At 70.4% G+C, this 22097-nt stretch carries 22 protein-coding genes; 10 read left to right on the plus strand and 12 right to left on the minus strand.

Features of this window, described 5'->3' with window-relative positions:
- Positions 1-109: 109 nt before the first annotated feature.
- Both LRX76_RS15060 and LRX76_RS15065 read right to left on the minus strand, forming a co-directional pair.
- Complete coding sequence (locus LRX76_RS15060; protein ID WP_231806452.1) at positions 110-736, minus strand: NADPH-dependent F420 reductase; 627 nt, start codon at positions 734-736, stop codon at positions 110-112.
- 90 nt (positions 737-826) lie between these two features.
- The gene (locus LRX76_RS15065) at positions 827-1723 is read right to left on the minus strand and encodes a LysR family transcriptional regulator (protein ID WP_231806453.1); all 897 of its coding nucleotides are present in this window, start codon (positions 1721-1723) and stop codon (positions 827-829) included.
- 111 nt (positions 1724-1834) lie between these two features.
- Here LRX76_RS15065 and LRX76_RS15070 point away from each other — a divergent pair, with 111 nt between their 5' ends.
- Positions 1835-2569 (plus strand): SDR family oxidoreductase, encoded by a 735-nt coding sequence (locus LRX76_RS15070; RefSeq protein WP_231806454.1) that lies wholly within the window; start codon positions 1835-1837, stop codon positions 2567-2569.
- Entirely contained in the window at positions 2566-3102 is a 537-nt protein-coding gene (locus LRX76_RS15075) for a nuclear transport factor 2 family protein (protein WP_231806455.1), read from the plus strand. The genes LRX76_RS15070 and LRX76_RS15075 overlap by 4 nt, the downstream gene beginning before the upstream one ends.
- Positions 3103-3242: 140 nt before the next feature.
- Here the strand turns inward: LRX76_RS15075 and LRX76_RS15080 are convergent, their stop codons facing one another.
- Positions 3243-3659 (minus strand): helix-turn-helix domain-containing protein, encoded by a 417-nt coding sequence (locus LRX76_RS15080; protein ID WP_231806456.1) that lies wholly within the window; start codon positions 3657-3659, stop codon positions 3243-3245.
- A 294-nt stretch (positions 3660-3953) separates the two neighbouring features.
- Here LRX76_RS15080 and LRX76_RS15085 point away from each other — a divergent pair, with 294 nt between their 5' ends.
- The 5 genes from LRX76_RS15085 (at position 3954) to LRX76_RS15105 (ending at position 8969) form a co-directional block, all read left to right on the plus strand.
- Complete coding sequence (locus LRX76_RS15085) at positions 3954-4619, plus strand: cation transporter (protein ID WP_231806457.1); 666 nt, start codon at positions 3954-3956, stop codon at positions 4617-4619.
- Positions 4620-4643: 24 nt separating this feature from the next.
- Positions 4644-5375, plus strand: a complete 732-nt coding sequence (locus LRX76_RS15090; RefSeq protein ID WP_231806458.1) for a DUF3348 domain-containing protein — start codon at positions 4644-4646, stop codon at positions 5373-5375.
- Positions 5376-5385: 10 nt separating this feature from the next.
- Positions 5386-7482 carry a DUF802 domain-containing protein gene (locus LRX76_RS15095; protein ID WP_231806459.1) on the plus strand — a complete coding sequence of 699 codons (2097 nt, stop codon included), beginning with the start codon at positions 5386-5388 and terminating at the stop codon, positions 7480-7482.
- Positions 7479-8132, plus strand: coding sequence for an OmpA family protein (locus tag LRX76_RS15100; RefSeq protein WP_231806460.1), 654 nt, complete (start codon positions 7479-7481; stop codon positions 8130-8132). The genes LRX76_RS15095 and LRX76_RS15100 overlap by 4 nt, the downstream gene beginning before the upstream one ends.
- A 177-nt stretch (positions 8133-8309) precedes the next feature.
- Positions 8310-8969, plus strand: coding sequence for a DUF2894 domain-containing protein (locus LRX76_RS15105; RefSeq protein WP_331716787.1), 660 nt, complete (start codon positions 8310-8312; stop codon positions 8967-8969).
- A 99-nt stretch (positions 8970-9068) separates the two neighbouring features.
- On the opposite strand, the gene LRX76_RS15110 is transcribed toward LRX76_RS15105, so the two are convergent.
- The 7 genes from LRX76_RS15110 to hflK form a co-directional block, all read right to left on the minus strand.
- A complete protein-coding gene (locus LRX76_RS15110) occupies positions 9069-11588 on the minus strand; it encodes an excinuclease ABC subunit UvrA (RefSeq protein WP_231806462.1) in 2520 nt (839 codons plus the stop codon).
- A 579-nt stretch (positions 11589-12167) separates the two neighbouring features.
- The gene (locus tag LRX76_RS15115) at positions 12168-12737 is read right to left on the minus strand and encodes an alpha-ketoglutarate-dependent dioxygenase AlkB (protein ID WP_231806463.1); all 570 of its coding nucleotides are present in this window, start codon (positions 12735-12737) and stop codon (positions 12168-12170) included.
- 364 nt (positions 12738-13101) lie between these two features.
- Positions 13102-13533 carry a hypothetical protein gene (locus LRX76_RS15120; protein WP_231806464.1) on the minus strand — a complete coding sequence of 144 codons (432 nt, stop codon included), beginning with the start codon at positions 13531-13533 and terminating at the stop codon, positions 13102-13104.
- The gene (locus tag LRX76_RS15125; RefSeq protein WP_231806465.1) at positions 13530-14174 is read right to left on the minus strand and encodes a DUF5671 domain-containing protein; all 645 of its coding nucleotides are present in this window, start codon (positions 14172-14174) and stop codon (positions 13530-13532) included. Before LRX76_RS15125 ends, LRX76_RS15120 begins: the two co-directional genes overlap by 4 nt.
- 285 nt (positions 14175-14459) lie before the next feature.
- The gene (locus LRX76_RS15130) at positions 14460-15752 is read right to left on the minus strand and encodes an adenylosuccinate synthase (RefSeq protein WP_231806466.1); all 1293 of its coding nucleotides are present in this window, start codon (positions 15750-15752) and stop codon (positions 14460-14462) included.
- A 456-nt stretch (positions 15753-16208) separates the two neighbouring features.
- The gene (locus LRX76_RS15135; RefSeq protein ID WP_231806467.1) at positions 16209-17072 is read right to left on the minus strand and encodes a protease modulator HflC; all 864 of its coding nucleotides are present in this window, start codon (positions 17070-17072) and stop codon (positions 16209-16211) included.
- Positions 17069-18199 carry an FtsH protease activity modulator HflK gene (gene hflK, locus LRX76_RS15140; RefSeq protein WP_231806468.1) on the minus strand — a complete coding sequence of 377 codons (1131 nt, stop codon included), beginning with the start codon at positions 18197-18199 and terminating at the stop codon, positions 17069-17071. The genes LRX76_RS15135 and hflK overlap by 4 nt, the downstream gene beginning before the upstream one ends.
- Positions 18200-18340: 141 nt before the next feature.
- Here hflK and LRX76_RS15145 point away from each other — a divergent pair, with 141 nt between their 5' ends.
- Together LRX76_RS15145 and pilH are read left to right on the plus strand one after the other, a co-directional pair.
- Positions 18341-19336, plus strand: a complete 996-nt coding sequence (locus LRX76_RS15145) for a YhdH/YhfP family quinone oxidoreductase (protein WP_231806469.1) — start codon at positions 18341-18343, stop codon at positions 19334-19336.
- 60 nt (positions 19337-19396) lie between these two features.
- A complete protein-coding gene (pilH, locus tag LRX76_RS15150) occupies positions 19397-19777 on the plus strand; it encodes a twitching motility response regulator PilH (RefSeq protein ID WP_231806470.1) in 381 nt (126 codons plus the stop codon).
- A gap of 84 nt (positions 19778-19861) precedes the next feature.
- Here the strand turns inward: pilH and LRX76_RS15155 are convergent, their stop codons facing one another.
- Together LRX76_RS15155 and LRX76_RS15160 are read right to left on the minus strand one after the other, a co-directional pair.
- Positions 19862-20728: a DnaJ C-terminal domain-containing protein gene (locus LRX76_RS15155; protein ID WP_231806471.1), complete on the minus strand. Its 867-nt coding sequence runs from the start codon at positions 20726-20728 to the stop codon at positions 19862-19864.
- 236 nt (positions 20729-20964) lie between these two features.
- Complete coding sequence (locus tag LRX76_RS15160; RefSeq protein WP_231806472.1) at positions 20965-21435, minus strand: Hsp20/alpha crystallin family protein; 471 nt, start codon at positions 21433-21435, stop codon at positions 20965-20967.
- A 158-nt stretch (positions 21436-21593) separates the two neighbouring features.
- On the opposite strand from LRX76_RS15160, the gene LRX76_RS15165 reads away from it, so the two are divergent.
- The gene (locus LRX76_RS15165) at positions 21594-22076 is read left to right on the plus strand and encodes a peroxiredoxin (protein ID WP_231806473.1); all 483 of its coding nucleotides are present in this window, start codon (positions 21594-21596) and stop codon (positions 22074-22076) included.
- Positions 22077-22097: the final 21 nt, after the last annotated feature.

The following is a 22097-nucleotide window of genomic DNA, read 5'->3' on the forward strand; positions in this document are numbered from 1 at the left end:
CGATGGGGCGTTACCGGTAACGCCCCATCGCGACTGAAGTCGCTCCTACAGGGAGATCGTGGACAGGTTCTTGGCCGCCCCCAAGCACTTTACCGACGAAGCAGGAAACTCACGCCTGCGCCAGCAGCGTCTCCAGTTCGGCGCGGCCGGCGCGCACGCAGTAGGCCGGGGTGCCGTTCTGGAAACGGAAGCCCTCGTGCAACGGGCCGGCATCGAGCACATCGAAGCCGAACGACTCGATCAGCCCGGCCACCACGCGCTTGGCCTGCGCATCGTCGCCGGCGATGGGCAGCGTGCGCCGCTGCGGGTCGCTCGCGGGCCGCGCGGTGCTGCCGATCTCGGCCGCGTAGATCGAATTGAACGCCTTGACCACCTTCGACTGCGGCAGTTGCGCGGCGGTCAGCTCGCTGGTGGTGGTGGTGCCGTCGTCGAGCGCGGCGATATGGCCGTCACGCTCGGGGTAGTAGTTCATCGTGTCGATGACGACCTTGCCGGCCAGCGGCGCCACCGGCACATCGTCGAGGTCCTTCAGCGGCACCGCGACCACGACCATGTCGCCCTGCTCGCCCGCCTGCTGCGCGGTGGCGGCGCTGGCATGTGGCCCCAGTTCCCCGACGAGATCGCGCAGCGTCTGCGGCCCGCGCGAGTTGGACAGGATCACCTCGTGCCCGGCCTCGATCGCCTTGCGCGCGACGATGGAGCCGATGTGCCCGCTGCCGATGAATCCGATCTTCATGGAATCGCTCTCCGATGGAACAGGCAGCGGATGATGCGCCGGCGATTGCTTCGGCCCGATGAAGACGCGGCCCGGAGCGGCCGGCATGCCTCAGGCTTCGCCGCGGAACGCGCGCACGTGCTCCACCAGTGCGCGCAGCTTCGGCGGCGGGTTGTGGCGGCTGGGGAAGTACAGGTAGAAGCCGGGAAACGGCACCACGTACTCCTCCAGCACCGGCACCAGCTCGCCGCGCGCGATGTAGGGGCGGAAGGTTTCCTCCAGCGCGAAGGTGATGCCGCCGCCGGCCAGCGCGGTGCGCAGCATCAGCAGCATGTCGTTGCTGGTGACCTGCGGGTTCACCGCGACATCGAAGTCGCGGCCATCCTCACGGAAGCCCCAGCGGTAGGGCGCCACCTCCGGTGCCGGGCGCCAGCCGATGCAGCGGTGCCCAACCAGTTCGCGCGGATGCCGCGGCACGCCGTGGCGGGCGAGGTATCCGGGAGCGGCCACCGCGATCTCGCGCTGGGGCCCGGTCAACGGCACCGCCACCATGTCCTGTTCGATCACCTCGCCCAGACGCACCCCGGCATCGAAGCCGGCGGCGACGATGTCGGACTCGTCGTCGGTGACCGTGACGTCCAGGGTGATGCCCGGATGGGCCTCGGCGAAGCCCGCGATCAGCGGCCCCGACAGGAAGCGCTCGGCGATGGAGGTGACGACGACGCGCAGCAGTCCGCGCGGCGGCCCATCGTCGAACACGTCCTCGAGCGCGGCGCCGATGGCCGAAAATGGCATCGCGACCTGCCGGTACAGGCGCGCACCGGCTTCGGTCAGGCGCACGCTGCGGGTCGAGCGCAGCACCAGCGCGATGCCGAGGCCGTCCTCCAGCCGCCGGATACCCTGGCTGACCGCCGAACGGGTGACACCCAGCCGGTCGGCGGCGGCACGGAAGTTGCCCGCCTCGGCGACGGCCAGGAACACGCGCAACAGGTTGAGGTCGGCGCTCATTGGAAAGCCATGCTAACCAATGTGGTTAGCGGCTGCCGGATTATCTCGACAGCGAAGCAGGGCTAAGGTACCCGTACCGCATCTCTCTCATCCGCTTCGAGGAATCCCGCCATGAACAACATCCAGGACAAGGTCGTGCTGATCACCGGTGCCAGCAGCGGCATCGGCGAGGCCACCGCCAAGACGCTGGCCGGACGCGGCGCCATCGTAGTGCTCGGTGCCCGGCGCATCGACCGCCTCGAACGGCTGGTCGCCGAAATCACCGCCAGTGGCGGCACCGCGATCGCGCACACGCTCGACGTGACCCGCCGCGAGGACGTGCAGGCCTTCGCCGACCATGCGCTGGAACGGTTCGGCCGCATCGACGTGATCGTCAACAATGCCGGGGTGATGCCGCTGTCGCCGCTGGCCGCACTGAAGGTGGACGAGTGGGACCGCATGATCGACGTCAACATCCGCGGCGTGCTGCACGGCATCGCCGCCGTGCTGCCGGCGATGCAGGCCCAGGGCAGCGGCCACGTGATCAGCATCTCCTCCATCGGCGGGCTGTACGTCATGCCGACCGCTGCGGTCTACTGCGCGACCAAGTACGCGGTGCGCGCGATCTCCGACGGCCTGCGGCAGGAGAACGACAGGATCCGCGTGACCTGCGTCTATCCCGGCGTGGTCGAATCGGAACTGGCCGACACCATCACCGATGCCGACACCGCCACGGCGATCAGGAACTTCCGCCAGGTCGCGCTGAAGCCGGAAGCCATCGCCGCCGCGATCGCGCATGCGATCGGCCAGCCGGCCGACGTCGATACCACCGACATCGTCGTGCGCCCGGTCGCGAGCCCGGCATGACGCTCCTTGCTACCGCCTTCGCCGCAGCGCGCGGGCGCCTTCCCGTGCGTCGCCCGTCGCTGTCGATGCGCACGATCTGCGCATCGCTGCTCTGCCTTGCGCTGGCACTGCCCCCGGCTCACGCGGCCGATGCCGACGCGGCAACCGCCATCGACAACGCGGCGCTGGTGCGCGGCGCATTCGAGGATTGGCGCACAGGACGCGGCAGCGTGTTCAAGCTGCTGGCCGACGACGTCGAATGGACGGTGGCCGGCGACAGTCCGGTATCGGGCGTCTACCGCTCGCGGCAGGACTTCCTCGAACGCGCGGCAGGGCCGATCACTGCCCGCCTGTCCACGCCGATCGTTCCGGAAGTGAAGCACGTCGTCGCGCAGGGGGATGCCGTCGTCGTGATCTGGGACGGCACCGCCACCACGCGCGACGGCGAGACCTACCGCAACAGCTACGCCTGGCACATGGTGTTGGACAACGGCAGGATCACCCGCGTGGTCGCGTTCCTCGACACCTGGGCATTGGAACGGCTGATGCGGTAGTCCCGCCCAAACGGGCCATCACCGGATGCCCGGTTTCACGGCCCCCCGGATCCGGCGCAGGCCCAGCGCTCGAATGGGCCCTCGCCCCCAGGCCGCCGGGCGAGGGCCCCTGGGCCGCTGCACCATCCACGGACAGGCGCTCACCCTTGCCGCGGAACGGCGGGCAGGTTGGCCGGAGCCAGCGCCTCCAGGATCCGGCACTCGGCCACGCGGCCGCCTCGGCAGGAGGCCAGCAGCGCGTTGAGTTCGCGGTCGAGGGCCGTCAGGTCGGCGATCTTCTGCCCGATCGCGGCCACATGCTGCCGCGTCAGCTCGTCGACGCGGCAGCAGTCGTGTTCCCGCCGGTCGGCCAGTTCCAGCAGCTCGCGGACGTGGTCGATGGAGAAGCCGAGCTCGCGCGCGCGCCGCACGAAACCCAGGCGGGCCACGTCCTGCGGCGCGTAGCCACGGTAGTTGCCGGCCGAGCGCGGCGGCGCCGGCAGCAGGCCGATCTTCTCGTAGTAGCGGATGGTCTCGGCCCGGGTTCCGGTGGCACGGGCCGCCTCGCCGATCGTCATCAGGTCCTGCATCGCTTGACCCTGTAGTCGCTTCAAGGTCTACAAGGTAGCCCATCCGGATCCGAGGAGCCGATGCAATGGGCAGTTCCCGCCGTCCTTCCCAGCGGCCGCACCTCTGGCTGGCGCCCGTGCAGGCCGCGCTCGCGCCGCGGTCCGCGGTCCGGCGCTCCCTGGCCCGGGTGTTCTCGGCCTTGCAACTTCGCATCGCCACGGAGAACGCCTGAAATGGACCACTGCTGCGCCAAGAAGGGCGGGGAAATCGCCGCCCTCGCACTGGAGAGGAACCAGCGCCGCGTGCTGCTGGCGGTACTGGCGATCAATGCGCTGATGTTCGTGGTCGAGTTCGGCGCGGGCCTGGTCGCCCGCTCGTCCGCGCTGCAGGCCGATGCGGTCGACATGCTCGGCGACGCGCTGGTCTACGGCCTGAGCCTGTTCGCCATCGGCCGCGGCGCCAGGTGGGAAGCCGGCGCCGCGCTGGCCAAGGGCGGGGTGATCCTGCTGCTGTTCGCGGTAATCGTGGTCGAACTGGTCCTCAAGCTCGTCAACGGGGTGCCACCGTCGAGCCGCCTGATGCTGGTGTTCGGGGCGCTCGCGCTGGTCGCCAACCTGACCTGCCTGGCCCTGCTCTGGCGCTTGCGCGGGCTCAACGTGAACATGAGCAGCACCTTCGAGTGCTCGCGCAACGATGTCGCCGCCAACCTCGGCGTCCTGGCCGCCGCGGCGGGCGTCGCGCTGCTCGACGCGTCCTGGCCGGACCTGCTCGTCGGCGCCCTGATCGCCTCGGTGTTCCTGCGTTCGGCCTTACGCATCCTGCGCGGGCGTGGCCGCAGTTCAGCGCCGGATAGCCGCCCGCGCCGGCGCCTGGCGCATGGGCATCGGCGCCGAGGCCCGCCGCGGCGGCCCGGCAACGCCGGCCGATCGCCCCGACGCCGGGCCGCCCGCCCTTCCCTGCCCGTGTAAAATGGTCGTTTTTTAGCCAGGGCAATGGTGGAAGCTCCCCGACACACGTCCGTCCGCGGCCCGACGTTCATCCGCCTGCTGGCCCGGCTCACCGACGGCGATGTCCCGCAGTCCCCCCATTCGCTGCCGGACCGGCTGGGCCAGTGGATCGACTGGAACCATGCCGTCGCCCTGTCCAGGGCGCTGGACGGCAGGTCGTCGGCGAGCGTCGACGGGCCGGCCTTCGGCAGCGCCGAGGAGGACGAATGCGCCCGCGTGCGCGCCTCGCTGGCGAGCGCCATTGCCGAGCGCCGCGAACCGGCCGCACCCCGGCAGCCGGCCACGGCGCCCGCCGGGCCAGGCGGCGAACACGCGCAGCCCGACTACGCGCCCTTCCGCCAGCACTGCCTGGACATGCAGCGGGCCATGCTGACAGCCACCGGCTACCTGCGCGGCCGCCTGCGCGACATGCTCGCCGGCAGGTCGGCCGAGATGGCCCGGCTGGCGGACGTGGACGCGGTCATGGAACGGGCGCTGAGCCCGCGCGAGCAGACGCTGCTGGCCGCGGTGCCCGCCCTGCTCGGGGAACACTTCGAACGCCTGCGCCAGGCCGCGCAGCAGGCACCGTCCGAGGCGCCCGCGGCGGGTACCACCCCGGCGACGCCTGCCCCGTGGCTGGACGCATTCCGCAAGGACATGCGCCATGTGCTGCTGGCCGAGCTGGATGTCCGTTTTCAACCGATCGATGGCCTGCTTGCAGCGCTGCGCACCTCCTGACCGGAACCTCATGTCCAGAAATCCCCTCAATCTCGTCGTGTTCCTCGTGGGCCTTGCCGTCGTGTGCTGGATCGGCGCCGGCTATGCCGGCTCCAACCCGCTGGGACTGGCCGTCGCCCTGGTGATCGGCGCCTTCTATGTGGCCGGTGGGCTGGAACTGCATCGCTACCGGCAGGCCACTGCCACGCTGGACGCCGCAGTTGCGGACCTGACCGCGGCCCCGCCCAGCCTGGGCGACTGGCTCGAACGCCTGCATCCGAGCCTGCGCAATGCGGTGCGCCTGCGCATCGAGGGCGAGCGTGCGGCCCTGCCGGCACCGGTACTGACGCCGTACCTGGTCGGCCTGCTGGTGCTGCTGGGCATGCTGGGCACGCTACTGGGCATGATGGCCACGCTCAGGGGCACCGGCTTCGCGCTGGAGAATGCGGCGGACCTGCAGGCCATCCGCGGCTCCATCGCCGCGCCGGTGGCGGGGCTGGCGTTCGCCTTCGGCACCTCGATCGCCGGCGTGGCCAGCTCGGCGATGCTCGGGCTGCTGTCGGCACTGTGCCGGCGCGAGCGCCTGCAGGCGGTGCAGCAGCTCGACGTGAAGATCGCCACGACGCTGCGCAGCCATTCGCAGGCCTGGCAGCGCGAGGAGGCCTTCAGGCTGCTGCAGCGGCAGACCGAGTCGATGCCGGCCCTGGTCGAGCGGCTGCAGGCGATGATGGCGGCCATCGAGCGGCAGGACGCCGCCGCCGGCGAGCGGCAGGCGGCCAGCCAGGAAGCCTTCCATACCCGCACCGAGGCCGTGTACACACGGCTGGCAGCCTCCGTGGAGCAGTCGCTGCAGGCGGGCGTGGCCGAGAGCGCGCGTGCCGTCGGCGCGGCGCTGCAGCCGGTCATGCAGGCCACGATGGCCGGGCTGGCACGCGAGACCGCCACGCTGCACGCCGGCGTCACCGAGGCCGTGCAGCGGCAGCTGGACGGCCTGTCGGCCCGCTTCGAGACCACCACCGCGACCGTGGCCGGGATCTGGCACGAGGCGCAGGCCGGGCAACGGCAGGCGAACGAGGCGCTGGTGCAGGACCTGCACGGCTCGCTGCAGCAGTTCGCCGCGACCTTCGAGCAGCGCTCGGCCGCGCTGCTGGATGCCGTCTCGGCCCGCCTGCAGACCTCGGCGGAAGCCGCCGCGAGCGCGTGGGACGGCGCCCTGTCGCGGCAGCAGGCCGCCCACGAGGAACTGGCGGACCGCAACCGGCAGGCGCTGGCCGCGGCCGCGGCAACCTTCGAGCAACACGCCGCATCGCTGGTCCGCAGCGTCGACGACGCGCACGCGCAGCTGCAGGCGGCGCTGGAATCGCGTGACCAGGCGCGCCTGGCCTCCTGGACCGACAGCTTCGCCGCGATGAGCGCCGAGCTGGGCAGGAACTGGCAGCAGGCCGGCGAACGCACGGCGAGCCGGCAGCAGGAGATCTGCGACACCCTCGAACGCACCGCGGGCGAGATCTCGGCGCAGACGCAGGCCCACGCCAGCGAGACGATCGCCGAGATCTCGCGCCTGGTGCAGGCCGCCTCCGAAGCGCCGCGGGCCGCGGCCGAAGTGGTCGCCGAACTGCGCCAGAAGCTCTCCGACAGCATGGTCCGCGACACCGCCATGCTGGAGGAACGCAGCCGCCTGCTGGCCACGCTGGAAACCCTGCTCGACGCGGTGAACCACGCCTCCACCGAGCAGCGCGAGGCGGTAGACGCGCTGGTCACCACCTCGGCCGACCTGCTGGACCGCGTCGGCACCCGCTTCAGCGACCACATCGAGGCCGAGACCGGCAAGCTCGGCACCATCGCCGCCCAGCTCAACGCCGGCGCGGTGGAAGTGGCGAGCCTGGGCGAAGCCTTCGGCAGCGCCGTGCAGGCGTTCGGCGAATCCAACGACGGCCTGATGGAGCGCCTTCAGGACATCGCCGACGCGCTGGACAGGTCGCAGGCGCGCAGCGACGAGCAGCTGGCGTACTACGTGGCGCAGGCGCGGGAAGTGATCGACCTGAGCGTGCTGTCGCAGAAGCAGATCATCGATGACATGCGCCGGCTCGCCGCCCAGCGCGCGCCGGCCGGGGCCGAGCCGGCATGAGCGACGGGATCGAGGCCGAGACCGAATCAGCGACCCCGATCTGGGCCGCCTTCGGCGACCTGATGGCGGTGCTGCTGGGCACCTTCGTGCTGATCCTGGTCGGCGTGATCGCCGTGCAGCAGCAGCTCTCGACCCGGCTGGACGAGGAGATCCGCCAGCGCCAGGCCGAGGCACAGCGCCGCAAGACCCTGGAGCAGGCGCTGGCCGTGCCGCTGGCCGCGGGCCGGGTGACCCTGGTGGACGGGCGCATCGGCATCCGCGGCAGCGTGCTGTTCGCGCTGAACTCCGACCGGCTGCAGCCCGAAGGGCGCGAACTGCTGAACAGCCTGGCCGGCCCGCTCTCGGACTACCTCGCCTCGCGCGACGAGATCCTGATGGTCAGCGGCTTCACCGACGACCGCCAGGTGCACGAAGGCAACCGCCAGTTCGCCGACAACTGGGAACTGTCGGCCGAACGCGCGCTGACCGTGACCCGCGCGCTGATCGCCGATGGCGTGCCCGCGTCCTCGGTGTTCGCCGCCGCCTTCGGCTCGCAGCAGCCGGTCGATTCCAATGCCCGCGAGGACGGACGCGCCAGGAACCGCCGCGTGGAGATCGCCCCGATCCCGAAGCCCTCCACGGCCGCGACGGTGACGCATGAGCGGCCCTGATTCCCGCCATGACGCCCCCCGCCTCACCGTAGAGCCGAGCTTGCTCGGCTGGAGCGTTCCCGGTGAAGCCCCAGCCGAGCAAGCCCGGCTCTACGGCGGCTCCCGGCACGCGGACACCGTCTCGGACAGGCTTCCCGTGCCGGTGCCGCAGCGAGGATGCGTCATCGGGGGAATCAGGTGAGCGACAGCGCAGCCCGCCGCAGGGCCAGGCCCGACGCACGGCACGGGCAGAACGCCGATCGTCCGGACCCGATGCGCCAGCGCATTGCCGAGGCGCTGGCATCGCGCGCGGATCGCCACGACGGCGAAGTGCGGCGCATCCTCGACCGCAGGCTGTCCGGACTGCGCGACGGCGCTGCCGCCGATCGTGAAAACGCGGCATCGACCGAATGCAAGGCCGGCACGGCGACGCCACCGCGCGAGCCCGCCCGCGGACCGCTTGGCGAGCTGCTCGAATACATCGCCAGCCACGCAGCTGCGAAGGACCCGGCGCTCGCGGCAGGCGACCCAGCCGCACCGCCCGCGTTCCCGGAACTGCCCGCGCTCGACGAGTTCCGGCAGCTCTGGTCCACCCTGCGCACAGAGAGCCAGCTGCGGCAATCGCTGCAACAGGCGCCCGCCAACGCCGGCCCGCTCAACTCGGCCACCCTCGTGCACCGCGCGATCGCGCTGATGCGCGAGCGCTCGCCCGGCTACCTGCAGCACTTCCTGTCCTACGTCGATGCGTTGGCGTGGATGGAACAGTTGGGCAGTGGCATGACGGCCAGGGAAGCGCCGCGCAACGCAAGCGGCAGGAAGCGTCCTCGCAGCAGATCGCGCAAGCCGCCCGGCGATTGAGGCGCCGGTGCCGGGCCCTGGCCCGGCGTTTGCCATCCATGCTCCACGGCCCCCATCCGCTCTTCGGGTACCTTCCCCCGCAAGCGGCAAAAGTGGACCTCAGGCTCCCAGTTCCTGCGCCAGGAACGGCGCGGTACGGCTACCCTTGCCTCGCGCCACCTGCCGCGGCGTACCGCTGGCCACCACCTTTCCGCCTTCCTCGCCCGCGCCCGGCCCCATGTCGATCACCCAGTCGCTGGCGGCGGCCACGCGCATGTCGTGCTCGACCACGATGACGCTGTTGCCGGCATCGACCAGCCCGTGCAACTGGCGCATCAGCGTGTCCACGTCGGCCGGGTGCAGGCCGGTGGTGGGCTCGTCGAGCACGTAGACGGTGCCGCGGCGCTGGGCGCGCTGCAGCTCGGTGGCCAGCTTGATGCGCTGCGCCTCGCCGCCGGACAGCTCGGTGGCCGGCTGGCCCAGGCGCAGGTAGCCCAGCCCGACCTCGCGCAGCACCTGCAGCGGCCGCGCCACCGCCTCGTCCTCGGCGAAGAACGCGGCGGCCTGCTCCACGGTCATGCGCAGCACCTGGGCGATGTTGTGTCCGCGCAGTTCGATCTCCAGCGTCCTGGCGTTGTAGCGGTCGCCGTGGCAGGTGGGGCACGGCGCGTAGACGCCGGGCATGAACAGCAGCTCCACGAACACCGAGCCCTCGCCCTGGCAGGTCTCGCAGCGGCCCTTGGCGACGTTGAACGAGAAGCGGCCAGCGTCGTAACGGCGCCGGCGCGCGGCCGCGGTGGCGGCGAAGCGCTTGCGCACGTGGTCGAACAGGCCGGTGTAGGTGGCCAGGTTGGATCGCGGGGTACGGCCGATCGGCTTCTGGTCCACGCGCACCAGCCGCCGTACCTGCTGCTGGCCCTCGACGATGCGCCCCTGCGTGGTCGCCTGGGTGTCGCGCTGCAACGGGTCGGCCTCTTCCTCCGGAACTTCGCCGCGGTCGCGGCCCAGGTGCTCGTCGAGCAGGTCCACCAGCGCCTGGCTCACCAGCGAGGACTTGCCCGAGCCGGACACGCCGGTGACCGTGGTGAACACACCCAGCGGGATGTCGACGTCCAGGTCGACGACGTTGTTGCGGGTGACCCCGCGCAGGCGCAGCCAGTGCTCCGGCGTGCGCGGCTGGCTGCGGACAGGCGCCGGCTCGCCGAACAGGTAGCGCCGGGTGGACGAGGCCTGCACGCGCTGCAGCCCGGCCGGCGCGCCGCTGTAGAGCACCTGCCCGCCCTGCTCGCCGGCGCCGGGGCCGACATCGACGATCCAGTCGGCATGGCGGATCACGTCCACCTCGTGCTCGACCACGAACAGCGAGTTTCCCGCAGCCTTGAGCTGGTCCAGCGCGGCCAGCAGCGCCTGGGTATCGGCCGGGTGCAGGCCGGCGGACGGCTCGTCCATCACGTACACCACCCCGAACAGCTGCGAGCGGATCTGCGTGGCCAGGCGCAGGCGCTGCAGTTCGCCGGGCGAGAGCGTCGGCGTGCCGCGCTCCAGCGACAGGTAGCCCAGGCCCAGCGCCTGTACCACCTGGATGCGCGCCAGCAGGTCCTGGGCGATGCGCTGGGCGGCGATGGCCTGCCCGGGCTGGCGCTTGTCCAGGTGCGACTTGCCCTCGGCCGCCGGCCGCAGGATCTGCGCCACCTGCGACAGCGGCCGCTGCGCCAGCTCGCCGATGTCCAGCCCTGCGAAGGTCACCGACAGCGCCTCGCGGCGCAGGCGCTTGCCGTGGCAGGTCGGGCACGACGTGCCGATCAGGTACTGCGCCACGCGCTTCTTGATCAGCGGGCTCTGGGTGGTGGCGAAGGCATGCAGCACGTAGCGGCGGGCGCTGGTGAAGGTACCCATGTAGCTGGGTTCGAGCTTGCGCCGCAGCGCCGACCTGACCTCGGCCGGGGTGAAGCCGGCATACACCGGCACCACCGGCTGCTCGTCGGTGTAGAGGATCCAGTCGCGGGTCTTCTTCGGCAGGCTGGACCAGGGCACGTCGACGTCGATGCCGAGCGTGGTGAGGATGTCGCGCTGGTTCTGCCCATGCCAGGCACCTGGCCAGGCGGCGACGGCGCGCTCGCGGATGCTCAGTGAGCGGTCCGGCACCATCGTCGCCTCGGTGGCGTCGTAGATGCGGCCCAGGCCGTGGCAGGTCGGGCAGGCCCCGGCCGGCGTGTTCGGCGAGAAGCCGTCGGCATGGATCATCGCCTGCCCCGGCGGATAGGTGCCGGCGCGCGAGTACAGCATGCGCAGCGAATTGGAGATCGTGGTGACGCTGCCCACCGACGAGCGCGTGCTCGGCGTGCCGCGCTGCTGCTGCAGCGCCACCGCCGGCGGCAGGCCCTCGATGGAATCGACATCGGCCACCCCGGCCTGGTCGATCAGGCGCCGCGCATACGGCGAGATCGAGTCCAGGTAGCGGCGCTGCGCCTCGGCGAACAGGGTGCCGAAGGCCAGCGAGGACTTGCCCGAACCGGAGACGCCGGTGAACACCACCAGCGCATCGCGCGGTAGGTCGACATCGACGTCCTTGAGGTTGTGCTCGCGCGCGCCGCGCACGCGCACGAGGCCGGAAGCGGGCTTGGCGGGCGGTTTTGGCATGTTCGGCGTCTTGCGTGCGGGGGAATCGCACATTATCGACCCCATGGTGGATGCCACGTGGGGATGAGGCGACGGGAACACAGGTGCGGCGCATCTCGAACCTGCGGGCGCGGCAATCCGAAAGGCTTCCGGCGCGACGTCCGCTCCATCCTTCGAGCAGGCGACCGGCGCGCACAGCCAGCGGGGAATCGGCGAGCGTTCCCCCGCGCAAGCGGGAGCCCGCGGACGTTGCCGCGATCGGCCCGACGGTTCCCGTATCGCCGGTTGCACGAGGGATGGCGAGAAGCAAGGTTCAACGCGTGGCCCGAAGGCCGAAGGCCACTCCCGAGGTTGCAGGGCTGCAATCACGCGGCGGACCCGTGTCCCGGGTGAGTTGCGCCTACCCGGGCCACGCCGCTGAACACGTCTTCCCCGCGCAGGCGGGGACCCAGCGACTCCCACAGCGACACCAACCCACTGTGAGACCACCCGGGTATTCCATCGTTCAAGGCACAGGCACTGGGTTCCCGCCAGCGCGGGGAAGACGCGCAAGCTCCAGTGCGCATCGTCCAAAGATCCAACCGGCCCGCCAGTGCCGAGTTACGGCCGCACCCGGAACACCACGCTCATCCGTGGCCCCACCGCTCTGACGGTCTTGGGAATGCCGTGCTCGTGGGTGAGCTGGCTGGCGTGGCTCATCACCAGCAGGCTTCCCGGCTGCAGGTCGATGGCGATGCGGCCGCCACCCGTCTTGGCACGGATGTTCATGCGCCGGGGAGCACCCAGCGAGACCAGTGCGATCGGATGAGCGGGCCGCAGCGTGTGCAGCTTGTCGCTGTGCATCGCCACGCTGTCGCGGCCATCGCGGTAGAGGTTGAGGCCGACGGCGTTGTACGGCGCCGGCACCCGGCCCTGTACCAGGTCATGCAGCGCGGCGAGCGGCAACGCCGGCGGCAATGCATCGAGGCGGTAGGCCGCCAGCAGCCGCGGCACATCGACGATGCGGTCGTACATGGGCCGCTGCAGATGCTGCCAGTCGGCCCCATCGCGCAGGACCTCGAACCAGGACTGGGCGGTGGCGGCATCGACCACCTGCGGCCAGTAGCGGATGCCGCCTTCGGCATCGTCCACCAGCACGCGGGGGGCATCGACCGGCGCGAATAGATCCATGCAGCGTATATGCGGACAGGTGCCGTCGCGTGCAGCCCCCGCCACGACAGGTCTTCAGGCACTGTTCGCGTTGGGATCCGCACAGCGCGCGAAGGCGGCCCGTGCCGGAGAACCATCCAGGAAAAACGTCCTGGGACAGATGCCTCACCCGCATGGGTGGCCAACATCCCTGATCGTCGTCCCCGCGCAGGCGGGGACCCAGCGACTTGAGCTGAGCCATGAAGGCACTGGACGTGACAACCATTCGATCGCCGAAAGACACTCCCGTCTGCGCGAGGACGACCGTTGTATCAGTCGCTCCAATGCCCCTGGCCGCCGCAAGGCCGCAGCGCGACAGGAAGCGTGCAGTGCGCTGCAGCAGCCCTCAGGACTTCGGCTTCCACTCGCGGTCGAAGCACTGGCGTCCTGCGCCGTGGCTCCATTCGTCATCGATCCGCGGCCACTGATCGTCCTGGGTCTGCGCGGTATCCCTGGCGAACGTGGCACATAGGCGGTAGCCGCGCTCGCCGGTGACCTGGTAGCCGTAGGACGAGCCATCCAGCGGGTCGCCGGTCGGGACGGACATGCCCGGCTGGTGCGCCACCGCCGCCAGGTCCGGCGGCAACGCGCCGCTGCGGTTGGCCGCGCTCTCCAGCAGGCGGGCAATGCGCTGCAGGTCGGCCACGCGCTTCTGGTCCAGCTTCAGCTGGCGCTGCGTCGAAGGCGGCCCCATCACCGCGACGGCAGCGGCCAGCGTGGTCACCACCACCACGCTGGCGGCGATCGCCAGCCATTGCCCGCCGCGCAGGCTGCTCACGGTTCCTTCTCCTCGCGGCGCAGGTCGCTCAGGTAATAGCCGAAGATGCTGCCGGCGATCGCCGCCACCACCAGCACCTTGAGCACGAAGCGCAGCGTCAGCTCGCCGCCGAGCACGTTGTAGACCAGCGTGATCATGTCGCAGATCAGCACCAGCGCGGCAACGAACAGCGTCAGGTAGGTCAGCCAGCGGCGCACTGCCGACAGGCGCTTGACCGGATTGCGCGCCAGCTCGCGGCCCAGATAGTGCGCCACGAACAGGAACACCGGGAAGGCGATGATCACCGAGGCAGCGGACCAGCGCATGGTCGACCCCAGCCGCATCGCCCGGTAGCCGCTGTCGGCGGGATCGGGCCAGGCGTGGTCGACCAGCGCGAACAGCAGGCTGCCCAAGTGGTAGGCGCTGACGTACAGGGTAGCGAACAGCACCAGATAGAGGAACGCCTCGCGCGCGGACAGGTAGGGCCGCGGCCTGGGCACCGGCACAGGGAACTCGATATCCGCGTAGGCGGACAACGCATTGCGTGCCTGTTCCGGCGGCCAGCCCGCGGCGGCGAGCGCGGTGGCGATGGCATCGCGGGAAACACCCCTGCCCAGCGCCTCGCGGACGAATGCTTCCAGATCCTGCGTGCCTGCTGCCATCCGGTGCTCCCTGTCCATGTTCGGTGCGGGGAATTTAGCAGAGACTGCCCAAACCCCTCCCCTTGCGAAGCAGGGGGGAGGCTGGCAGGGGGTTGGTTCAGGTCGCAGCAGCGCCAGAAGTACCAGAAGCCCCCCTCCCCAGCCCTCCCCTGTGCGCTGCGCACACAGGGGAGGGGCCAAGGGCTGCGCCTTGGCTACCCAACTCGAAAGTATCGCGCCCCTTCGGCAAAACGCGAACGGCCCGGCAATGCCGGGCCGCTGGGGGAGCCATCCAGATACGGCCGCTTATGCGAACGGATCCTGCAACACCATGGTCTGGTCGCGGTCCGGGCCGGTGGAGACGATGGCGATCGGGCAGCCGGCCAGTTCCTCCAGCGAGCGCAGGTAGGCGCGCGCGGCGACGGGCAGCTTGTCCCACTCGGTGACGCCGTGGGTAGATTCCTGCCAGCCCGGGAACTCCAGGTACACCGGCTCGCACTCGTCCCAGCCCTGCGCGTCGAGCGGGGCGTACTCGCTCTCCTTGCCGTGGTAGCGGTAGGCGATGCAGACCTTGAGCTTGTCCATGCCGTCGAGCACATCGAGCTTGGTGATGCACAGACCGGAGATGCCGTTGATCTGCACCGCGCGCTTGAGCGCGACGATGTCGATCCAGCCGCAGCGGCGCGGGCGGCCGGTGGAGGCGCCGTACTCGGCGCCGCGGTCGCGCAGGCCCTGGCCGACGTCGTCCTCCAGCTCGGTCGGGAACGGGCCGCCGCCGACGCGGGTGGCGTAGGCCTTGGCGATGCCCAGCACGTAGTCGATCGACTGCGCGCCGACGCCGGTGCCGGCCAGCGCGCCGCCGATGGTGGTGTTGGACGAGGTCACGTACGGGTAGGTGCCGTGGTCGATGTCCAGCAGCGCGCCCTGCGCGCCTTCGAACAGCACGCGCTTGCCGTGCTTGCGCAGGTCGTAGAGGATGCTGACGATGTCCGACTTCATCGGCTCGACGTACTCGCCGAAGGCCACGGCCTCGTCGAAGGTCTTCTGGAAGTCCACCGGCTCCACGCCCAGGTACTTGGTCAGCACGAAGTTGTGGTAGTCCAGCGCGGCGCGCAGCTTGTCGGCCAGCTCGTCGGGGTAGCGAAGGTCGGCCACGCGGATGCCGCGGCGCGCCACCTTGTCCTCGTAGGCCGGGCCGATGCCGCGGCCGGTGGTGCCGATGGCCTTGCCGCCGGCGGCCTTCTCGCGCGCCTGGTCCAGGGCGATGTGGTACGGCATGATCAGCGGCGCGGCCGGGGAGATCTTCAGGCGCGAACGCACCTCCACGCCGGAGGTCTCCAGCTCCTCGATCTCCTTCTGCAGCGCCGCCGGCGAGATCACCACGCCGTTGCCGATCAGGCACAGCGCATCGTCGCGCAGGATGCCCGAGGGGATCAGGTGCAGCACGGTCTTCTTACCGTTGATGACCAGGGTATGGCCGGCGTTGTGGCCGCCCTGGAAGCGCACGACCGCTCCGATTTCCTCGGTGAGCAGATCGACGATCTTGCCCTTGCCCTCATCGCCCCACTGGGCACCGAGAACGACGACTGACTGACCCATGGCGGGTATCTCCTGAGTTTTCTGGCGGCCATCGGGGCCGCGGATGGTGGACCGTGCGGGCCATCGCTGCCGGGATGCGGGCTCCATCGGGGAGCGGCGCGCGGCGGCGGGGCCGATACACGGAAAAAGCCGGTCGGGGCACTCCCATCGGAGCGGACCCGGCCGGCTTTTATGCATTATCCGGGTTTAGGGGCACGGGAACCACCCCTGCCCGTTCAGCCGCGGCGCGAGGCGAGGTGACGACCGACGTCACAAGAGGGGGGCGGCCCCGCTCCCTTCTCCCACTTGCGGGGGAAGGTCCCCGGAGGGCGGACCGGGGCCGCCTGGAGCATGGGAAAGCCACAGCAGAAGCCCCCTCATCCGGCGCTGCGCGCCACTTTCTCCCGCAAGCGGGAGAAGGAAGCACCATCGCGTTACGCGACGAAGAGGCGCCGCCGCAGGACGGGCAACCGCCCGTCAGCGATCGCTCTTGAGGTACTGCAGGAACGGATCGTTCTTGTCGAGCACGATCACGCCGTTGCCGTCGGTCATGGAGCCGCGGTAGGCCTCCAGGCTGCGATAGAAGGCATAGAACGCCGGATCGGCCGAAGCGGCAGCACCATAGATGCTGGCCGCCTGGGCATCGCCCTCGCCGCGCAGGCGCTGGGCATCGCGCTCGGCGGTGGCGACGATGACGGTGCTCTCGCGGTCGGCCTCGGCACGGATGGTCAGCGACTGCTCCTCGCCCTCGGCGCGCAGCTTGCTGGCTTCCTGCTTGCGCTGGGCGCGCATGCGCTCGTAGACGTCGGTGATCACCTGGCTGTCGGTCGGCAGGTCGATCTGCTTGATGCGCAGGTCGGTGATCTGCATGCCCAGGCCCTTGATCGCGGCGTTGATGGTATTGAGCTGGCCGGAGATCAGCTCAGTGCGGTCGCCGGAAACCAGCTGCTGCAGCGTGCGCGAGTTGATCTGGTTGCGCAGCGAGTCGGTGATGATCGGCGCCAGCCGCGCATCGGCCACGCGCTCGTCGCCGCCGGTGGCGCGGTAGAAGGCGCGCACGTCGGAGATGTAGCCGATGGCGAAGAAGTCGACGCTCACGTCCTTCTGCTCGGCGGTGAAATAGCGCGCCGCAGCGGTATCGAGCACCTTGAAGCGGCGGTCGAACACGCGCACCGTCTCCACCAGCGGCACCTTGAAGTGCAGACCCGGCTTGATGTCGGCGCGCACCACGCGGCCGAGGTTGAGGACCATCGCGGTCTGGTCCTCGCGCACCACGTAGACCGAGCCGAGCAGACCCAGCAGCACGATCACGATCGCGCCCACCCATATGGAAGTCTTCATCGCTGTGTCTCCTCACGTCCTGCCGGGCGCGGCCCGCGCTCGGGGTTGCGGATGGGCTCGGCCGAGGTGCCGTCCTGCAGCGCCGGCAGCAGCGAGCCCTGCGGTAGCGGCAACTGCGGATTGCTGGAGGAACCGCCGCGCGCGGCATCGGCCGGCATCGGCACGTAGATCAGCTGGCGGCCGTCGCCGCCGATGACCTTGCGGTTCTCGGCCAGCACCTGCTGCACGGTCTCCAGCCACAGCCGCTTGCGGGTGACCTCGGGGGTGTTCTTGTACTGCTGCTGCAGCAGGCTGAAGCGCTCGGAATCACCGTTGGCACGGGCGATCGCCGCTTCCTTGTAGCCCTCGGCCACGGTGCGGGTGCGCGCGGCCTGGCCGCGGGCCTCGGGCACGATCTTGGCGGCGTAGGCCTGGGCCTCGTTGATCAGCCGCTCCTTGACCTGCTGGGCGCCGTTGACCTCGTCGAAGGCCGGCTTGACCTCTTCCGGCGGACGCGCGTCGGGCAGGGTCACGCCGGTGACCACCAGGCCGGTGCGGTAGGCGGTCAGCGAGGCCTGCAGCCGCTCCTTGGCGGCGGTGGCCAGCGGGCCGCGGTTGTTGAGCACGGTGTTCAGGTCCGAGCGGCCCACCTGCTCGCGCACCGCGCTCTGCGCGGCCTGCTGCAGCACCTGGTCGGCGTCGCGCGAGCCGAACACGTACATGCGCGGGTCGTCGATGCGGTACTGCACGTTGAGCGCGACGTTGACGATGTTCTCGTCGCGGGTCAGCACCGGCACCTGGTTGGAGAAGGTCTTGATCTCGGTGGCGTTGACCTTGCGCACCGACTCGATCGGCCACGGCAGCTTGAAGTTGGGACCCGGCTGCAGGATGCGCGAGAACTGGCCGAAGCGCAGCACCACGCCGCGCTGCTGCTCGCCGATCAGCTGGAAGCTGGAGAACAGCAGCAACAGCACCACCGCGACCGCGACCCAGCGGCCGATGCCGCCATCGATCAGGTCCTTCAGCGGCCCCGGCAGGTTGCCCCAGCCGCCTCCATTGCCACTACCGCCGCCACGCGGCCTCCAAGGGCTTCGCCCGTTGTCCTCCGGGCCGTTTCCGCCCTTGTTGCCGGGTGTGTTCCAGGCCATGCACGCTCCCAATCGAAGGCCGTCGACGGGGCGATTCCCGCCGGCTGGGCCAAAAGTCCGCCGCTGATTCTACAAGATGGGGCAGACCCGTCGTTTCCAAAGGGCTATCTTCGTGCCGATCGATCCGGTGGAGGACACATCATGGCGGTTCCGGGCACTTTCAAGGCATTTCGCATCCACGACGACGAGGCCGGCTACCGCAGCGGCATCGAGGCCGTGACGCTGGACCAGCTCGCCCCCGGCGAGGTGGTGATCCGGGCGGCGTGGTCGTCGGTGAACTACAAGGACGCCCTGGCCGGGACCGGCAAGGGCAAGATCCTGCGCCGCTTCCCGCTGGTGGGCGGCATCGATGTGGCCGGCCACGTGGTCGGCTCGACCGACCCGGCCTTCCGCGAGGGCGACGCGGTGCTGGCCACCGGCTGCGGCCTGAGCGAGAGCCGCGACGGCGGCTACGGCGAGTATGTCCGCCTGCCCGCCAGCGCCGCGGTACCGCTGCCGGCCGGGCTCGACCTGCGCGAGGCGATGGTGCTGGGCACCGCCGGCTTCACCGCCGCGCTGGTGCTGCTGCGGCTGCTGGAGAACCGGCAATCGCCGGCGCACGGGCCGCTGGCGGTGACCGGCGCCACCGGCGGCGTCGGCTCGCTGGCCATCGACATCTTCAGCCGCGCCGGCTTCGAGGTGCATGCGATCAGCGGCAAGGCCGAGCGCGCCGACTACCTGACGTCGATCGGCGCCAGCCAGGTGCTGGGGCGGGACGTGCTGCAGACCGGGCGCCCGCTGGAAACCGCGCGCTTCGGCGGCGGCCTGGATAATGTCGGCGGGCCGATGCTGGCCAGCCTGCTGGCGCAGACCGCGCCCTACGGCAACGTCGCCGCGGCCGGCCTGGCCTCCAGCCCGAAGCTGGACATGACGGTGATGCCGTTCATCCTGCGCGGGGTGTCGCTGCTGGGCATCGGCTCGTCGGGCACCGCGCGCGACATCCGCGAGGCCATCTGGCAGCACCTGGCCGGCGACTGGAAACCGCGCCACCTGGACCTGATCTGCACCCGCGAGGCGACGCTGGAGGAGCTGCCGCAGGTCTTCGACGGCATGCTCGCCGGGCAGTCGCTGGGGCGCACCGTGGTGCGGCTGGGCTAGGGCCGGCTTCCCGGCGCCCGGCCGCGCGCACTACACTCGCGGCAGTCACCGGGGAACGACATGGCACGCATCCTGATCGTCGACGATTCGCCGTCGCAGCTGCTGGGGATACAGCGCATCGTGGAGAAGCTGGGCCACGAGACCATCACCGCCGCCGACGGCGCCGCCGGGGTCGAGGCCGCCAGGGCCTCGCTGCCGGACCTGGTGCTGATGGACGTGGTGATGCCCAACCTCAACGGGTTCCAGGCCACGCGCACGCTCAAGCGCGAGCCGGCCACGCAGGATATTCCGGTGGTGCTGGTGACCACCAAGGACCAGGACACCGACCGCATGTGGGGCATGCGCCAGGGGGCCCGCGCCTACATCACCAAGCCGTTCTCCGAGGACGAGCTGTCCGAGGTGATCGAGCGGGTCTTCGGCGGCGCCGATCCGGGCCCGTAGAGCAGAACTTGCTCGGCTGGAGCGTTCCCGGTAGAGCCTCAGCCAAGCAAGCTTGGCGCCACGCGGCGCCGGGAACGCCTACCGTCACTCGCCGAAGGCCTTGGCCAGGTCCCGGTAGGCCTTGCGCTGGGCCTCGCTGGCCGGCGGCGGCGCCAGCACCTCCAGCTCGACGATCTGGTCGCCCGGCGGGGTCCCCGGCAGGCCGCGCCCGCGCAGGCGCAGCTTGCGCCCGGCCTCGGAATCGGCCGGGATCTTCAGTTCGACGCTGCCGCCCAGCGTGGGCACGCTGATGCTGGTGCCCAGCGCCGCCTGCCACGGCATCACCGGCAGGGTGTAGAGGATGTTGCGGCCGTCGACCTCGAACTGCGGGTGCGAGGCGTACTCCACCTCCAGCAGCAGGTTGCCGCCGCCGCTGCCCTGCCCGCTCAGGCGGATCACCTGCCCCTGGCGGATGCCCTTGGGCACCTTCACGTCGAGCTGCCTGCCGTTGACGGTGATGCGCAGGGTATCGCCGCCGTAGACCGCCTCCAGCGGCACCGCGAACTTGGCGCGGGTATCGCCGCGCGGCGGCGGGCCGCCCGCGCCGCGGCCACCGCGCTGGCGTGCGAACAGGCTCTCGAAGAAGTCGCTGAAGCCGCCATCGCCGCCGCCGCGCTGGCCGAAGATCTCGTCGTAGTCGAAGCCCTGGCCGCCGCCGAAGTTCGGCGGCGCCTGGAATTCCTCGCCGGGCCGGTAGCCCTGCGCGCGCAGCTGGTCGTAGGCGGCACGCTTGGCCGGGTCGCGCAGCGCCTCGTAGGCCTCGTTGACGGCCTTGAACTTCTCTTCCGCCCCGGCTTCCTTGCTGACATCGGGATGGTACTTGCGAGCCAGGCGCCGGTAGGCCGTCTTGATCTCAGCGTCGCCGGCCGTGGGCTCCACGCCCAGCGTGGCGTAGTAATCCTTGAATTCCATCCATCACCTCAAAAAATGAACCCCGCACACATGTGTGCGGTGCTTCTGCGAAGGAATCGCGGAAAAGCCCCGTACACGGATGCGCGGCGCCCTTGCGAAGCAATCGCAGAATAAAAGCGGCCCGCCGGGTCGCAGCGGGCCTGTTGCATGCCGGTACCGGCCTGGGCACGCATTCTACGGGCTCAGGCCGGGCGGCGGCGTCGCGGCCGAGCCGCGCCCGCCGCCACAGGCCGCCGTCATTGGACCGAGGCCGCGGACGTGGCCACCTGGATGCGGCGCGGCGCGCTTTCCGGGCGCTTGGGGATGCGGATCTCCAGCACGCCGTTGCGGCCGGTGGCGGTGATGCCCTCGGCGTTGGCGCTGTCGGGAAGCGCGAAACGGCGGTGGAAGCTGCCGTAGTGGCGCTCGATGCGGGAGAAACGCTCGGTCTCGGTGCTCGACTCGCTCTGGCGCTCGCCCTTGATCGAGAGGATGCCCTTGTCCATCTGCACCTCGATGCTGGCCGGGTCGATGCCGGGCAGGTCCGCATACAGCACGAACTGCTCGGGCTCCTCCTTGATATCCACCCGCGGCACCCACTGCGCGGTGACCACGGCCGACTCGTCGGTGTCGGCACCGGGCTCGAAGAAGCGCTCGAATGCCTGCTTGAGCTCGCTCTGCAGGGCAGCGGCCTGCGACGGCCATTGACGGTAACGGACGATATTCATGAATAACCTCCATCGACGTTGGGATTGCGGCGATTGCGGCGTCGCGACGGCGCCCATCGCCATGCCCTCCAGATAGGCGCTGGCCGGCGTTTTTCAAGGCGTTGACGCCGCCTTTCCCCGCCCGTTCCTACACTTGGCCAGGACCCAAGGAGCAGACCATGCCCATCCAGATCGGCGAGCCCATCCCCGAGGTCACCCTCAAGCGCATCCGCGAGGGCATGGAAACCATCGACACCCACTCCCTGTTCGCCGGCCGCCGGGTGGCCCTGTTCGCCGTTCCCGGCGCCTTCACCCCGACCTGTTCGGACAAGCACCTGCCCGGCTTCATCGAGCACTTCGACGACTTCCGCAGGCGCGGCATCGAGGTGTACTGCATGGCGGTCAACGACCCTTTCGTGATGCAGGCCTGGGCCCGCAGCCAGCTGGTGCCCGAGGGCCTGCAGATGCTCTCCGACGGCAACGGCGACCTCACCCGGGCACTGGGCCTGGAGATGGACGCCAGCAGCTCCGGCATGGGCGTGCGCTGCCGCCGCTTCGCGCTGTACGCCGACAACGGCGTGGTGCGCCAGCTGTTCGTCGAGACCCCGGGCGAGTTCAAGGTGTCCTCCGCCGACTACCTGCTCGATCACATCCCCGATTGACTTCCCTCCACCGAAAAGGAA

Source organism: Stenotrophomonas sp. MMGLT7 (assembly GCF_021168555.1).
GTDB lineage: Bacteria > Pseudomonadota > Gammaproteobacteria > Xanthomonadales > Xanthomonadaceae > MMGLT7.